The sequence below is a fragment of the Aquamicrobium terrae genome (assembly GCF_040545735.1).
GTDB lineage: Bacteria > Pseudomonadota > Alphaproteobacteria > Rhizobiales > Rhizobiaceae > Mesorhizobium > Mesorhizobium terrae_A.
Genome location: NZ_JBEPML010000010.1, coordinates 1 through 15,188, shown reverse-complemented (window position 1 = coordinate 15,188; position 15,188 = coordinate 1). Strand labels below are relative to the sequence as shown.

Genomic DNA, 15,188 nt, shown 5'->3' with positions numbered 1-15,188 from the left:
TTTGAGCGAACGGCCTTTCCCCGCAGATGCCGCATGGGCGTTCCTGCTCGATTTCTATCGGCGCAACGGTATTTCCGAAGCCTGTCTCCTCCTGCAGGACGAGGCAGGACTGGACGTGGTGGAGATGCTGATGCTCATCTATGCCGACATAGCCTTGGGCAAACCGCTTACGGACAAAGAGATTGCGACGCTTCGGGCCGGAATGTCAGGTTGGCGTCAAGATGCGGTGCTACCCCTGCGCAGCATCAGGCGCGCGCTAAAGCCAGCACGGCAGGACATCGCGGAGAGCGCGAAGGAACAGCTTCGTGCCGACATCAAAAAGGCGGAACTGATGGCGGAACGCCTGCAGGTCGATTTCGCCGCTTACTGGCTGGAGGAGAACGCGACCGGCGCCGGGCCGACCTCAAACGAAACCCTGACGGGCCTTGTTCCAGCCGATAGTCGCAATGGCGCGGTGGAAAGGGCATTGGCGTACATCATCGCTGTAGCCGAAGTCGTCCGGGCTGGCCGAGACGGCCCTACCCCACAACCAGCGGCTCCCGCGTGAACGTCGACAGTTCCTCGCGATCGTTTTCGGTAACGGCCAGGACATCCTCGATGCGGACCCCGATCTCGCCTGGCTTGTAGAGCCCCGGTTCCACCGTCACCACATTGCCTTGCGCCAGCGGGGTATGGTTGCCACGCATAAGATGAGGCAACTCATGCACATCGAGGCCAAGTCCATGCCCGGTCTTGTGCACGATAAAGTCGCGGAAGGGGCTGGCCTCCAGAAAGGACTGAACGACATCATCCACTTCGTGGGCGCTGACACCCGGCCGTACAAGCCCACGGCCGATCTCATTGGCGCGCAGAACCGTATCGTAGAGCCGGTGCTGCTCATCCGACATCGCCCCGACGAAGGCGGTGCGGGTGACATCCGAACAATAGCCCTCGCAGGTCGCGGCGAAATCGATCAGCAGGGCGTCGCCCTTGCGGATACGATAGTCCATCCGCGATCGGCCATGCGGCCGGGCCGAGTTGTCGCCAGCCAGAACCAGCAGCTCGCCGGTAATCCCTATGCCGGAACAAGACGTTATATGACCTTGCAAGATAGCCTTTACATCCATCTCGCTCATGCCAACCCGGACCTCTTCCAGAGTGCTTCGTATTGCCTCCTCGGAGGCACACACCGCCCGACGGATCATATCGATTTCGCTGGCATCCTTGCATGACCTGAGTTCCCATAACTGAGTGTGGATCGGCACGATTTCTGCGTCCGGCACCATGCTTTGAAGTGCGTTCAGTTCGGCCACCCGCATGCGGAAGCTTTCGACGCCTATGCGGCGCGCATTCACCTGCCCTCTCTGCGCGGCAAAGATGCCGGCATATCCATCTTCATCGCGCCAGTAGGACGTATCGCCATCGAGCTTGACTTTCTGCCAGGTTGCCCGCTCGATCGCGGGGATGACAGCCTTGCTGCCCCCTTGCCGATCGATAACGACAACGGTTGGTCGCTCCAGGAAAGGCATATCCGGCCCGAGAAAGTACCGGAACGCATTGCCTGGAACCAGGGCCACAGCATCGAGACCCTGATCCGTCATCATTGCTCGCAACCCATCCAGGCGAGCCTGCAACATATTCGCCACCTCAGCACGCTTCAGCATAGGATGGGGGCTGAACTTCCGGCGGAATCGGACAGCTATAGGGTCGGTTGCTCTTCATCAACTTCAGGTTTTCCTTGGCCTTCTCAATAATGACCGGGTTCTGGATCAAATCGATGGCGGTCGCTGCCAGCACCTTTGCCGCATGGATCATGCCCTTGTGAGCTGCAGGGGTTTTTCCCTGGGCGACGAGCTGCCAGGTATGAAATTCGGTGCCAATGGCATAGCAGGCGCCGAAATACTGGGTGGTGGGCGCCACCCAGGTTACGTCACCCATGTCGGACGAACCGCCGAGCAATTGCGGTGCCTCACGTACGACGTCATCGCTCAGAACCTTGGAGGACTGGCTCGGGAAACCGAAGTTCAACGCATTGAAGCTGACATCTTCCTCGCTGAAGGTCTTGCGGATTTCCGCCGCAAATTCACGGTCCACATCATCGAAGGGTGGGGGCCCTAGTTGTAGCAGATTGTCATACATGACATCGTCCAACACCTTGTTGTAAATGTTGTTCGAACAACCGCGGCTGGTGGAAACCTCAAGCGTCGTTTCTGTCATCCAGGCCGCACCTTCGGCTACCTTCTTGACCCGCTGGAACAGTTCCTTCGTCTCGTGGATATCGGGTGCGCGCACATAGTAGAGAACCTCGGCCCGAGCCTGCACGACATTGGGCGAGGTGCCGCCGCTGTCGGTAACGGCATAGTGGATACGGGCCTGATCGGGCATATGCTCGCGTAAATAGTTCACTCCGACATTGAACAACTCGACGGCGTCGAGTGCGCTGCGTCCCATATGCGGGGCCGCTGCCGCATGGGCAGCCTTGCCAGTAAAGCGAAAGGCCGCCTGGATGACCGCCAGCGACGGGAATGCCTTAACCGTCGAGAAACTGGAAGGATGCCAGTTGAGCGCCACATCAAGGTCATCAAACACGCCAGCGCGCGTCATGAAGGTTTTACCGGAACCGCCTTCCTCAGCTGGACAGCCATAATACCTGACCGTTGCTTCTACACCGTGAGCCTTGAGAACATCGCGCAGCGCTACGGCGGCCAGCATGGCACCAGCGCCGTGCAGATTGTGTCCACAGCCGTGGCCGTTGGCACCCGGAGTCGACGTTTGTTGAACTGCCACGCCCGCGTCCTGGCTCAGTCCCGAAAGCGCATCGAATTCACCAAGGAAGCCGATAATAGGCCTGCCCTTGCCAGCCTCAGCCACGAAAGCGGTAGACATGCCGGCAAGCCCCTTGGTGACCAGGAAGCCCTCGCGCCCGAGCAACGCCATCTGCATTGCCGAAGACTTGAACTCCTTGAAGCAAAGCTCCGGCGTATCCCAGATGGAGTCCGCCAGCTTGATATAGGCAGGCGCCTTGTCCTCGACTGCCTTCAACACATCCTTCTTCAATGGAATCTCCATCTTGCATGCAATTTCAGTGAGACATCTGGTTGAGATGGCACGCCGACCGGTGACCGGGAGCAATCTCGACTATTGCCGGTGCTTCCACGGCACAACGCGCGGTGGCGTGGATGCAACGGGGATGAAAAGGACAACCCTTGGGCGGATCGAGCGGGCTCGGCATCTCCCCCTTGATCGCGGTGAACTGGCTTTTGCCTTCGCCAAGGCGCGGCACTTCAGCCAGCAGCGCACGCGTATAGGGATGATTGGGATGCCGATAAATTTGCTCGGCGGGTGCCTCTTCGACGACCTGGCCAAGATACATGACCACCACCCTGTCCGAGAGATAACGGATTACATGCAGATCGTGGCTAACAAAAAGATAAGTCAGATTGAGCCGGTCACGCAGCTCGATAAACAGGTTGAGTATCTGAGCCTGTACTGACACGTCGAGAGCGGAAACCACTTCGTCGCAGATCAGCATGTGCGGCTTGACAGCCAGGGCGCGCGCAATAGCCACGCGCTGGCGCTGGCCGCCGCTGAGTTGATGGGGGAAGCGGTTCTTATAGCCGCTGTCTAGACCTACACGAGCCAACTGGCTTTCGACATAGTCTTCATAGCTTGTCCTGCCGCTACCGTCATCGAGCAGGCCATGGAACCGGGCAGCTTCTCCGACTGCCTGTCCAATCTTGGCCCGCGGGTTGAGACTCGCATAAGGATTCTGGAAGATCATCTGGGTCTTGAGCTTGGCTTGACGCCGCTCCGACCTGGTCATTGTGGAGACGTCCTTTCCATCTTGCAGTACTGCGCCGCAAGTAGGGCGGATGAGGCCGGCCGCGAGGCGGCCGAGCGTCGATTTTCCGCATCCCGATTCCCCGACAAGTCCGACAATCTCACCGCTCCAGATCTGCAAGCTGCTCTCTTGCACCGCATGAAGGGGACGGTTGGGAGCCAGCAGCCCAAGCTTTCGCGCGGCCCGCGATACAATATCGTCACCTTTCGCGAAGGATTTGGCGACCTTCCTCAGTTCCAGGATCGGCGTCTGTGTCATAGCCATCACCTCGCATCGACCAGAGGGTTGAAACAGGCGAGCGCGCGGCCTGTCCCCGCCGATTGCGGTGGAACTGCGCTGGCACATTGTGGCAGGCGGTGCGGGCAGCGGGGCTCGAACGCACAGCCTTGCGGTAGCCGCGTGAGGTTGGGCGCACTGCCGGGAATGGGTGTCAACATCTCTCCCTGCGCCGTGCCGGATGGGATCGATCCGATAAGCCCCCTCGTGTAGGGATGCTGCGGGTTGCGCAAAACGTCGATGGTCCTGCCCTGTTCCACGATCTTACCCGCATACATAACCGCCACATCGTCGGCGAGACCGGATACGACAGACAGGTCATGCGTGATCCACAGGAAGGCGGTCCCTCTGTCCTGCGCCAGCTTCTGGACTTCCGACAGAATCTGGGCCTGGACGGTCACGTCGAGCGCTGTTGTCGGCTCATCGGCAATAATCAGGCCGGGTTCATGCAGCAAAGCGATCGCAATGGACACACGCTGCCGCATGCCCCCCGACATCTGGTGCGGGTAGGCTTTCAGCCGCTCGGCCGGTGCGGGAATCCCCACCAGCTCCAGCGCGTGCACGCAGCGATCCCGTGCCTGCATCTTGCCGATTGTCTCATGTGCAGCGATGGTTTCCATCATCTGGGTGCCAATGGTGAGCACGGGGTTGAGGGTCATCATCGGATCCTGGAAGACCATGGCAATGCGATTGCCGCGCAGGCGCCGCATTTCTGCGTCGTCCAGATCCAATATATTGGTTCCGTTGAACTCCACGCTGCCGCCAGCGACACGGCCCGGCGGATCGATCATTCTCATGACCGAATATCCAACCGTGGATTTCCCGGAACCCGACTCTCCCACCAGCCCGAGTATGCGGCCGGGTGCGATATTGAACGAGACGCCATCCACCGGTTTGAGAACATGGGAACGCAGATAGATATGCGTTCGCAAATCCGTGACCTGCAACGTGGGCTTCATGACACGCCCTTCGGATTAAGGATGTCGCGCAATCGGTCCCCTACCAGATTGATACTGACGATCAGAAGCAGCAACGCCACACCGGGGAAGAAAATGATCCAGTACTGGCCGGAGAACATGTACTGGTAGCCGTTGGCGATAAGCAGGCCAAGCGATGGCTCGGTTACCGGCACACCGACGCCCAGGAAGGACAATGTCGCTTCCAGAGAAATTGCCCTCGCCACCTGAATGGTGGTGATGACCATCAGAGGTGGCAGGCAATTAGGCAACAGATGGAAGAACAGGATGCGCCAGCCGGGGATTGCCAGGCAGGAAGCGGCCTCGATATATTCCTTGCGCCGTTCCGCCACCGCCGCACCGCGCGCGGTACGCGCATAATAAGCCCATTCGACGATGACGAGGGCCAAAACGACGTTCCAGACGCTCTTGCCAAGAAAAGCCAGGATCATCAGCGCCACGAGCACCGACGGGAAGGAAAGCTGCAGGTCGACCACGCGCATGATCACCGTGTCCGTGCGCCGGCCCAAGAAGGCCGCGACGAGGCCAAGTGTCGCGCCGATGATCGCCGCGATTAACGCGGTTCCCACCCCAACCCCGAGGGAGATACGCAGGCCGTGCAGGATACCGGAGAAGATGTCGCGGCCCTGGTCATCGGTTCCCAGCCAGTATGTAAGGCCTGACATGCCAACCGAACTGGGAGGCAGACGCCCGTCCATAATGTCCAGTTGGCCAAGATCGTAGGGATCCTGCGGTGTTATCCACGGAGCGCAGAGTGCCGCGAACACAAGCAAGAGCAGCAAGACCAGTGCTCCCATCGCCACCTTCGAACCTACGAAGACGCGAGCAGCCAGTACCAATGGCCGGGAATCGTCGGTTATTTGCGCTTCCTCATTCCTCATCGGGGAAGCAGTGTCCTGGACGGCACCGGCATTCATTCAGCAGCTCCCAGATCGGCTCTCGGATCGATCACGGTGTAAAAGATGTCGACCAAGAAGTTGATGAGGACAAAGATCAAGACGCTGATCATCAGATAGGCGACGATGACCGGGCGGTCGAGAACGCCGATGCTGTCGATCATCAGCTTGCCCATTCCCGGCCAGGCGAATACCGTCTCGGTCACCACCGACAGGGCTATGGTGATACCGAATTCCATGCCAATGACCGTCACGATCGGGATCAGGATGCTCTTCAGCACATGAACGAAGACGATGCGGCGGGTCGTCAGGCCTTTTGCCCGTGCGAACCTGATATATTCGGCCTGCATGGTCTCGGCGACGCCGGCCCGTGTCAGGCGCATGATGAGCGCGATGTTGTAGAGTGCCAAATTAAGCGCCGGCAACATCAGATGGCGAAGGCCGTCGGCTGTCAGGAACGACCATTGAATGCCGAAGAGGGGCGCCGTCTGACCGCGGCCGGTGCTCGGCAACCATTGCAGCTCCACCGCGAACACCGCGATTAGGAACAGGCCAATCAGGAACGACGGCAGGCTGAAGCCGAGAATGCTGCCGCCCATGAGTATCTTGGCCAGCGCGGTGTCGGGACGCAGGCCCGCATAGAGGCCGAGTGGAAGGCCGATAACGATCGAAAGCAGCGTGGCGGTGACGGCTAGTTCCAGCGTCGCCGGCATGCGGCTGAGTATGAGACCGATGGCCGGCTCGTTGAAGACGAAGCTGCGGCCGAACTCGCCTTGTATGGCGCCGCCGAGGAAACGCAGATATTGCTGCCAAACGGGCAGGTCGAGCCCGAGTGCGGCTATAGCCTTGGCGCGATCGGCCTGGTCGGCATCAGGCGAAATCATGATGTCGACCGGATTGCCCATGAAGCTGATCGCCATGAAGACGATCAGGGTCATCGCAAAGACGACCAGCAGGGCCTGCATCAATCGCCGTAACACCCATATGGCCATTAGAAGTCTGGTCCGTCCGGAAAAGTTGCTGATGGGATGCCGGTTAATACGGCATCCCAGTGAGGCGGCGGCCCGAGGGCTGACCGCCGGGTCACTTCTTGCGATGCACTTCCATGGCGCGCGTGGACTCATCGCGGCGCGCCTCCAGCGCGAGGTCAGGCTTCGAGGCCCAGAAGCTCTTCTGGATGTGCAGCGGCACCACCGCCACATCGTCCATCACCAGCCTGGTTGCCTCGCGCAGCAGCGCCTCGCGGGCCGCATCATCCGTGGTGCCCATCGCCTTTTCAACGACAACATCCATCTCAGGATTGGAGTAGCCGCCATAGTTGGATGCACCCAGTCCCTTGTCGGGATTGGTGGTTGCGAACACGGAGCGCAGCGGATTGGAGGCCTCGCCCGTCGAGGTGCCGACGCTGAGGAGGCCGATGGAGAAATCGCCGCGCGTCATGCGGCCGATGTAGGCCGACCAAGGCTCCGGCTCGACTTTGGTGGTGACGCCGATCCGTTCCCACATCTGGCCGATGGCCTGGATGATGCGGCTGTCGTTCACATAGCGGTCATTGGGGCCGTGCAGGGTAATGCGCAGACCGTCCGGATAGCCCGCCTCCGCAAGCAGGCGTTTGGCGCCCTCGGCATCGAAGGCGGGAGACGAAATCCCGGGATCGTAGCCAAAGGCACCTTCGGGTAGGAACTGGCCGGTAGGGGCGGCGGCACCCTGCATCAATCTCTCGACGATGGCATCGCGGTTGATGGCCATGCTGAGGGCCTGCCGAACCTTGAGATTCCGGAGCACATTTTCGGAAAATTTCTCGCCGTTCGGACCGCTGACAAAAGTGGCTCCCTCGGCTTGATGGTGATCGATCCACAGGAAGATGGCGCGCATGCTCAGCGCATCCCACATCTTGACGCGTGCCTCGTTGCGCAGGCGCTCAAGATCGGTGGTGGGCACCGCATCAATGATGTCCACGTCCCCGGCGAGAAGCGCCGCGAGACGCGAGGCATCATTGGAGATGACGCGCAATGTCACCTCGTCCCATTCGGGCTTGCCGCCCCAATAATCGTCGTTGCGCTCAAGCTCAACACGGTCGCCCCGCTGGAAGGAGACAAAACGGTACGGGCCGGTACCGATGGCTCCCTTACCGGAGTTGAAGTCCTCCGTCCCGAGCCCTTCGTGGGTCTCCCGGTCGAGCATGAAAACCATAGAAAGATCGATGGGCAGCAGCGGGTAGACGCCGTCGGTGGTGAAGCGGACTGTGTAGTCGTCCACCACTTCCACGCTTTTAATACGCTTGGTGTACACCGCGTAGGAGCCCGGGCTGTTGGCGACGTTTGGCACCCGGTCGATGGTGAAGGCGACGTCATCGGCAGTGAAGGCATTACCGTTGTGGAATTTCACCCCTTCCCGCAGCTTGAACTCCCAGGTCTGGTCGTCGATCAGCCGCCAGGATATGGCCAGCGACGGCTTGAGGTGAACGTTCTGATCCATGGCCGTCAGGCCGTCGAACATGTGGGCCGCAAGATCCTTGTTTGGATTGAGCAGGTGATAGTGCGGATCGATACTCGTCGCGGCCGCCCGCACTCCTATCGTGAGCTTGTCGGCGGCGTGGGCCGCACCGATCCCCAACATTGCAACCGTACCAGCCAACGCCAGCATGCGCGCCACTGATTTCATTTGCTCCTCCAGTTGGGCTATTATTGATAGGTATTTGCCCATAAAATAATATCATAATAACTGGTATATTTTGATATCCTTCCTGTCAACAGCCCATGAACCCGGGACAAGGCACGAAATCCGGCCGCCAGAAGCATGATCTTGTTGATTTATCTGGATAATAAAAAGGCGCCGACTGCAGCCGGCGATTTTAATAATGATATTATATGCGGATAGCCGATCCGATAGGTCTGCGGCACAAACCGTGCTTGCCGATGGCGGACAAAGGCCGACCTCTTTTCAGAAGCAGCCAGGCGCCCATTCGTTACAGAGCACGCTTCAGTGGTTCACGACCTGGCGAAGACCGGACATCCTGTCAATGACGATGATGGCCAGGGCCGAGATCAGGATCAGCGAGCTCGCCAGGGCGGCGCCGACCGCATCGTACTGGTATTTTATATAGGAGAAGAGCTCGACCGGCAGCGGCGTCCAGCCGGGCGGCGCCAGGAAGACCGAGATCGGAAAATCGTTCCACGACAGCACGAAACAGAGTACCAGGCTGGAAAGCAGACCCGTCCTGATCACCGGTAGCGTGATGGAGAACAGCGTGCGCACCGGACCCGCCCCGACATTGCGCGCCGCCTCCTCCAGCGACATGTCGAAGTTCTGCATGCTCGCCATAAGAATGCGCACCGCAAAGGGCAGGACATGCAGGGTGTGGCCGATCACCAGCGCCGGAATGCCGGCACCGAAGCCGAGACGGGCAAAGAACACGTAGAGCGCCAGGCTGAAGATCGTCGTCGGGATCAGCAGCGGCGACATGATCAGAAGATTGATCAGAGTCTTGCCCCGGAAATCGTAGCGGATCATCGCCAACACGGCGAGAAACGCAATTGCGTTGGCAACGATGGTCGCTGTCAGCCCCAGCCACAGGCTGACCCCCATCGCTCGCACGAAGGTATCAGAAGCCCAGGCGGCACGAAACCACTCCAGCGTGAAGCCTGTCGGGGGCAGGACGAATTCCCGCGGGTTGATCGACACCAGCAAGGTGATGGCAACTGGGAAGAACAGGAACGCCATGGAGATATAGGTGAACAGGCGCAGCGCCCAGCCGCCGACATCGGTGCGCATCATCTCGTGGCCTCCAGCCTGTTCAGGATCAACCTGCCGAAAACGAAGCCCATGCCCGTCAGGATCAGAGCATTGGCGGCCACCATGATGACCGACAGACTCGAGGCGAACGGCAAATCGTTGTTGAGCAGCGCCTCCCGGTAAATGACCAGGCCGATCATCTGCGTATCGTTGGCGCCCACCATGAGCGGCACGGCGAAGGCCGCGAAATTCAGCGAGAAAACGATGATCAGCCCCGCGTGAAGCCCCGGCATCGTCAGCGGGAAGGTAATCTTCCAGAACGCCGTCCAAGGGCTGGCGCCCACATTGCGAGCCGCCTCGACCAGCGAGGGGTTGATGCGCTCGATGGAGTCGAGCAGCGACAGCACAATATAGGGCATGCCGATATAGACCAACAGGATAACAACGCCCTTCAAGTCCCACATATAGCGCACGGGTTCGTCATAGACGCGCAACGCAATCATGAGCGAATTGAGCAAACCCCCGCCCCGGAAGATTACGATCCAGCCATAGACGAGTGTTACCAGGCCGATCAGGAGGGGCGACAGCACCATGGTCATCAGGATGCTCTTCTGGGCGCCTGACGTGCGGGCGATGTAGAGCGCCATGGGATAGGCAAGTGCCACCGAGATCACCGTGGACAGGACCGCGATGCGAATGGAAAACCACAGCGTGTTGACCAGGTACCAGGGGCTTCCAAGGAAACGGGTGTAGTTTTCCAGGGTTAAGGCCGAAACCATATAGGCTCCGTCCACCGTCGTATTGAAACTGACCCGGGCCACCCACAACAGCGGCAGGATCACAAATGCCAGCAAAAGCATGAAGGAGGGAGCCAGAAGGACGGCGGCGGCCTTAGACCTCATGGCTCAGGCACCCTTGCGATCGATCAGGCGAAAATGGCCCGGATCGATGCGCACCCATACCGGGGAAGAGATAGCGAGCGGACGATCGACATTGTGGACCTCGGCTTGCAAGCGCTTGCCCTCGACCTCGACCGTGTAGCGGATGGTTGGCCCGAAATATTCGATGAAACTGACGGTGGCCGCAAAGACATTGGCACCCTCGGGCCTGTCTCGGGAGACATGCACGCGCTCCGGCCGCAACAGGATGCGCATCGGCGCGCCTTGCGCCGGCGGCATCTCGCTATCGACAACGAGTTGAAGAGGGGAGTTCCCCACCTGCACCACAGCCTGGCCGCCCTGCGTACGCAAGACCTCGCCGTCAAGGAAGTTCGTGGTGCCGACGAAATCGGCGACGAATTCGGACTGGGGATCCTCGTAGATCTCGAAGGGGCGGGCAACGCGCGCGACCTCGCCGCCATTCATCACGACCACACGATCCGACATGGACAGTGCTTCTTCCTGGTCGTGCGTTACATAGAGCGTGGTCATGTTGAGCCGGCTCTGCAACTGCTTCAGCTCACGCCGCATGGCAATGCGCAAGGCACGGTCGAGATTGCTGAGGGGCTCGTCCATTAGCAGGAGCTGGGGCTCCAGCGCCAGCGCGCGCGCCAAGGCCACCCGCTGCTGCTGTCCGCCGGAAAGCTGGCGCGGCAGCCTGTCCTCATAGCCCGACAGCCCTGTTACAGACAGCGCCTCCTCGACCTTGTTGCGGATGAAATCCTTGCCGTGCTTGCGAAGCTTCAATCCAAAGGCGACATTCTCGGCCACGGTCATATGCGGCCACAGCGCATAGTTCTGGAATACGAAACCCACCTCACGCTTCTCCGGCGGCAGATGGGTCACGTCACGACCATTGACACGGATCGTGCCACCGCTGGGCATGATGAAGCCCGCGATCATGCGAAGGGTGGTCGTCTTGCCGCATCCGCTCGGGCCAAGCAGGGAGACGAACTCCCCTTGCCCGACTTCGAAGGAAACATCATTTACAGCCGTGATGCGTCCGTACTGCTTGAAGATGCGGTGCACCTGTATGGCGTGTTCGGTGGCGTGGTTCATAATTCCTGCGCTCGCTCAGCCAACTAATACAAGCGCCGGCGGCTGCGTGATCCGGCCGCCGGCGTCTTTCGACATCCTACTTGCTGGTCATGCGGTTCAACTGGTTCTGCCATTCCGCCTTATGGGCCGTGATCTTCTCCTGATCCGGCAGGTAGAGTCGCTTGAACTCCTCATTCTGCACCAGCAAGTCCCGATAGGCGAAATCATCCGGTATAGGCGCGTTCTGGACCGTCGGGGCATAGAGATTGTTGACCGCGAAGGCGACCTGGACCTCGGGCCTCAGAATATAGTCGACAAATGCCTGCGCCATCGCCGGGTCCCTTGCGGCCTTGGTAATATTGACCGTGCTGATCAGCGGGAAAGTGCCCTCGGCAGGGCGCACGAACTTGACGTTCGAGGTGCCTTTTTCCAGCAACTCCTTCATCCGCCCCGTCGCGAGCATGCCGAGCCAAGCATCCTCGGTCTGGAACAGCGATACCATCTGGCTTTCAACATCGAGCGAACCGATCAGATTGCCGCTTTTGACCAGTTCGGCCATGCGGTCCAGTCCGGGTTGGATATTGTCGATGCCGCCGCCGTTCTTGTCAGCCTGGAGGACCGTCAGGCTGAGGGTCGGTATATGCTCGAAGCCGTAGATGACGACATGATTCTTATAGTCAGGCTTCCACAACTCATCCCAGCTTGTCGGCGCCTCCTTCACCTTGTCGGTGTTGTAGGCCAGCACATAGTCGCCGACATTGGCAAAGATCGTGTAGGGCGAGAAGACCGCATTGTCATAGAGATTGGCCATATTGGGAATCTTGGCCTTGTCGAGCTCCATCCAGAGCCCTTCCTTCTCGCCGGCGATCGAATTGAGAAGCGTGTTCGTCGCCACATCGACCTGGCCAAGGCGCGATTTCACCAGATGGTCGGGGCTGGCGCCAACCACCCATTCTATAGTGCAGTTGTGTTCCTCCTCGAATTTCGCGGCAACCGCCTGATAGGTCTTCTGATAGCTGCCGCCCCAAGTCGTGACCCGAAGCTTGCAATCGGCCAAGGCGGACGAAGTCAGTGCACCCAACGCAATGGTCGTAAACAACGCATACCGTATCTTTTTCATAACACTTCCCCTTGGATGGTTGATAAGGGCCACTGGCCCCAGGTTGGTCACACCCTCTTCTGGCGGAGGGCCTGAGCTACAGCGAACGCGATGACTTGACCTCCACAAAAGGGCATCACCTCGTGGTCATGCATCACCGCTTTCCAGCACCTCCCTCACCCCGAACTGTGGGGAAAAGTTTGTTAGCAATATTATTACTGCATAATAATTATATCATTATCTGTTGTGTCAAGGCAGATTTTGCAGGGCGTCGGCAATTTCCGTGCGGGTTCACGTCTCGCCTACAGTTCTGCTTCGCCGTCCGTGCAGTCGGCTACCCGAAACGTTGCAGCGGAATGAAAGGCATGGCTGGCCTCGGTCCCAATCCCCCGGCCGATGGATCGATGGCCTTTTCGACAATCCGCATCGCAGCTGCCGTCATCTTGTGGCTGCCACCATTTCCAGGTCACATTATGGGTTGCAAATGTTTTGCCTTACGGCCGTTCCACGCCCGACAGCAATTTGAGCAGGCAATCGCCCGAATCCATGAGAGCCGGGAAACGGCAGGCGACAAGGTCAGGCCTGGTAAAGTAAACCGCTTCGAGGGACGGATAGGCCGTCAATCGGGTGGTTGTAGCCCGCCAACCGGCTTGCGCGAACGCTGTCACCGATCTCGCCAAGACTCCAAGATGTCCATGACAGGAAGCGTGAACGCACCCTTGCCCTCCACCCTCTTAAGGAAAGCGACATCACTATCATGAGTACGATGCTCTCCCACAAGATGCTGGTAAAGCATGTGAAGGTCTGCGGGGAGCCGCCCGCACCGGCGCACGCCGACATCGCCTGGGCTTCGTTCCTGCATATCCGACATATGGCACTGGAGGAACCCTTCATCCTCCCGTTCCGATGTGAAGGCCCAGGCTTCACACATTCGAAGCGCTTCCGGCTGCCGAATTCTCGTGTAGATGCTCAACACGGCACGAAAGCTCCCAACCCAAACAACGTTGGGTATTTGGACGAGATGATCCTAACCTTCTCTGGCAAGAAGCACTGGCTTTGATCTCTCACCGTGGATAGCCGGCCAAGCCGAATCCCGGCTGTTTATACGTCGCGGAAGCAGACTCTTTGCGCCCCGACTACAGGCTTGCGACAGGACCTTGAGGCCAGACGATCGTTACCTCGACATGGTCGAGCACACCGCGTACGGGCGCGTTGGGCTTTCGCACCGTGATCCGGGCACGCGTGATCTGTGGAAACACCGAGCAAAGGGTCCGGCTGATGTCGAGAGCCAGGGTTTCTATCAGGAAGCGCCGGCGGCCAGTGACGATCTTTTCGATTTCGGCGAAGGCGAGCCCGTAATCCACAGTGGCCTCGATCGAATCTTCTTCGATCCCCACCGCGGGGCGCACATCCAGCTCGGCGTCCACATAGAACCGTTGGCCAAGCCGTTCTTCCTCGTCCAGCACGCCGTGCCGGGCAAAGAACGCGCAGTTCTTCATGAAGATTTTGTACATCGCACCCGCGATATCGCGGCGGGAAACCCGGCCGCCGCGAGCCGAGGTACCCGCAACTACAGGGTCCATAACCAGTTCGTCAGTGCTCATGGGAGCCTCGTTCATCTGTCACGATTGCGTCCATGGCGATGTCCTGCGCATGCGGATGGATCGTCGCAAGCCTGGCGCCCGCATAACCTACCCCGACCTTGAACGGCCGCTTGGTCATTGCTGCGAGCGTCCGGTCGTAGAAGCCACCACCATAGCCGAGCCGATAGTTTGCCGCATCGAACCCCACGACCGGGGCCACCACGACGTCCGGCTCGACCACACGACCGCTGGAAGGGACGAGAATATTCCAGACACCGCGTTCCAGCGGCTCGCCCGGTGCCCAAAGCCGGAATTCCAGAGGCTGCGCCTTGGCGATAACGACCGGCAATGCGATCTGCCCGCCCGCCTCGATGATCTTGGTCGACCATTCGCGCAGGTCCGGCTCACCACGGAACGGCCAGTACAAGGAGACAATGCGCCCCTGTGGAGAGCCGATCAGGCGATCAAGACCGGCCGCGATCGCTCTTGTCTTGCTGGCGCGCTCGTCTGCGCTCATGGCAAGGCGAAGACCGATCAGGCGCTTGCGCTCGCCCACGCGCCACTGTGAAATATCCTGCGAAAGTTCCGACGGGGCCCCGTCAGGCCGGCCTGGTATCGGATTGGTGCCCTTTCCAGCCATTGCCTCTCCTTGCGCATGCTCCCTGAACAGTGCCGGTTGATCGACAGGCCCGGAAAATCAGGACCTTGGCCTTTCCTTTTTGGGGTCGTAATGGGCGAAGGGGACGATTTTTGCGGGCAGGCGTTTCTGGTGGCCGTCGAGCTTGCCGATCTCGACCTCGGTGCCGATGGCGGCATGTGTTGCGTC

Annotated in this window: 15 protein-coding genes; 2 read left to right on the top strand and 13 right to left on the bottom strand. The window is 59.6% G+C overall.

Annotation, left to right across the window (positions count from 1 at the left end; all coding sequences use genetic code 11):
* Position 1: 1 nt before the first annotated feature.
* Positions 2-547, top strand: a complete 546-nt coding sequence (locus ABID37_RS14825) for a TIGR02444 family protein (protein WP_354196061.1) — start codon at positions 2-4, stop codon at positions 545-547.
* Here the strand turns inward: ABID37_RS14825 and ABID37_RS14820 are convergent.
* From ABID37_RS14820 to ABID37_RS14770, 11 genes are all read right to left on the bottom strand, one after another.
* The gene (locus ABID37_RS14820) at positions 519-1,616 is read right to left on the bottom strand and encodes a M24 family metallopeptidase (protein WP_354196059.1); all 1,098 of its coding nucleotides are present in this window, start codon (positions 1,614-1,616) and stop codon (positions 519-521) included. The genes ABID37_RS14825 and ABID37_RS14820 overlap by 29 nt on opposite strands.
* Before the next feature lie 10 nt (positions 1,617-1,626).
* Positions 1,627-3,036, bottom strand: a complete 1,410-nt coding sequence (locus ABID37_RS14815; protein ID WP_354196057.1) for a M20 family metallopeptidase — start codon at positions 3,034-3,036, stop codon at positions 1,627-1,629.
* A 25-nt stretch (positions 3,037-3,061) separates the two neighbouring features.
* Positions 3,062-4,084: an ABC transporter ATP-binding protein gene (locus tag ABID37_RS14810; RefSeq protein WP_354196055.1), complete on the bottom strand. Its 1,023-nt coding sequence runs from the start codon at positions 4,082-4,084 to the stop codon at positions 3,062-3,064.
* A complete protein-coding gene (locus ABID37_RS14805) occupies positions 4,084-5,055 on the bottom strand; it encodes an ABC transporter ATP-binding protein (RefSeq protein WP_354196053.1) in 972 nt (323 codons plus the stop codon). Before ABID37_RS14805 ends, ABID37_RS14810 begins: the two co-directional genes overlap by 1 nt.
* Positions 5,052-5,990 carry an ABC transporter permease gene (locus ABID37_RS14800; protein ID WP_354196051.1) on the bottom strand — a complete coding sequence of 313 codons (939 nt, stop codon included), beginning with the start codon at positions 5,988-5,990 and terminating at the stop codon, positions 5,052-5,054. The genes ABID37_RS14805 and ABID37_RS14800 overlap by 4 nt, the downstream gene beginning before the upstream one ends.
* A complete protein-coding gene (locus tag ABID37_RS14795) occupies positions 5,987-6,961 on the bottom strand; it encodes an ABC transporter permease (RefSeq protein ID WP_354196049.1) in 975 nt (324 codons plus the stop codon). Before ABID37_RS14795 ends, ABID37_RS14800 begins: the two co-directional genes overlap by 4 nt.
* Before the next feature lie 91 nt (positions 6,962-7,052).
* A complete protein-coding gene (locus tag ABID37_RS14790; protein WP_354196047.1) occupies positions 7,053-8,675 on the bottom strand; it encodes an ABC transporter substrate-binding protein in 1,623 nt (540 codons plus the stop codon).
* A gap of 276 nt (positions 8,676-8,951) precedes the next feature.
* Positions 8,952-9,746, bottom strand: coding sequence for an ABC transporter permease (locus ABID37_RS14785; RefSeq protein WP_354196045.1), 795 nt, complete (start codon positions 9,744-9,746; stop codon positions 8,952-8,954).
* On the bottom strand, positions 9,743-10,606 hold the full coding sequence (locus tag ABID37_RS14780; RefSeq protein ID WP_354196043.1) for an ABC transporter permease: 864 nt from the start codon (positions 10,604-10,606) through the stop codon (positions 9,743-9,745). Before ABID37_RS14780 ends, ABID37_RS14785 begins: the two co-directional genes overlap by 4 nt.
* Before the next feature lie 3 nt (positions 10,607-10,609).
* A complete protein-coding gene (locus tag ABID37_RS14775) occupies positions 10,610-11,701 on the bottom strand; it encodes an ABC transporter ATP-binding protein (protein WP_354196041.1) in 1,092 nt (363 codons plus the stop codon).
* A gap of 76 nt (positions 11,702-11,777) precedes the next feature.
* Complete coding sequence (locus ABID37_RS14770; RefSeq protein ID WP_354196039.1) at positions 11,778-12,851, bottom strand: ABC transporter substrate-binding protein; 1,074 nt, start codon at positions 12,849-12,851, stop codon at positions 11,778-11,780.
* 685 nt (positions 12,852-13,536) lie between these two features.
* Here ABID37_RS14770 and ABID37_RS14765 point away from each other — a divergent pair.
* Positions 13,537-13,839 (top strand): hypothetical protein, encoded by a 303-nt coding sequence (locus ABID37_RS14765; protein WP_354196037.1) that lies wholly within the window; start codon positions 13,537-13,539, stop codon positions 13,837-13,839.
* Positions 13,840-13,915: 76 nt separating this feature from the next.
* On the opposite strand, the gene folB is transcribed toward ABID37_RS14765, so the two are convergent.
* Together folB and ABID37_RS14755 are read right to left on the bottom strand one after the other, a co-directional pair.
* Positions 13,916-14,293, bottom strand: a complete 378-nt coding sequence (gene folB, locus ABID37_RS14760) for a dihydroneopterin aldolase (protein WP_354196402.1) — start codon at positions 14,291-14,293, stop codon at positions 13,916-13,918.
* Positions 14,294-14,372: 79 nt separating this feature from the next.
* Positions 14,373-15,002, bottom strand: coding sequence for a 5-formyltetrahydrofolate cyclo-ligase (locus ABID37_RS14755; RefSeq protein WP_354196035.1), 630 nt, complete (start codon positions 15,000-15,002; stop codon positions 14,373-14,375).
* Positions 15,003-15,188: the final 186 nt, after the last annotated feature.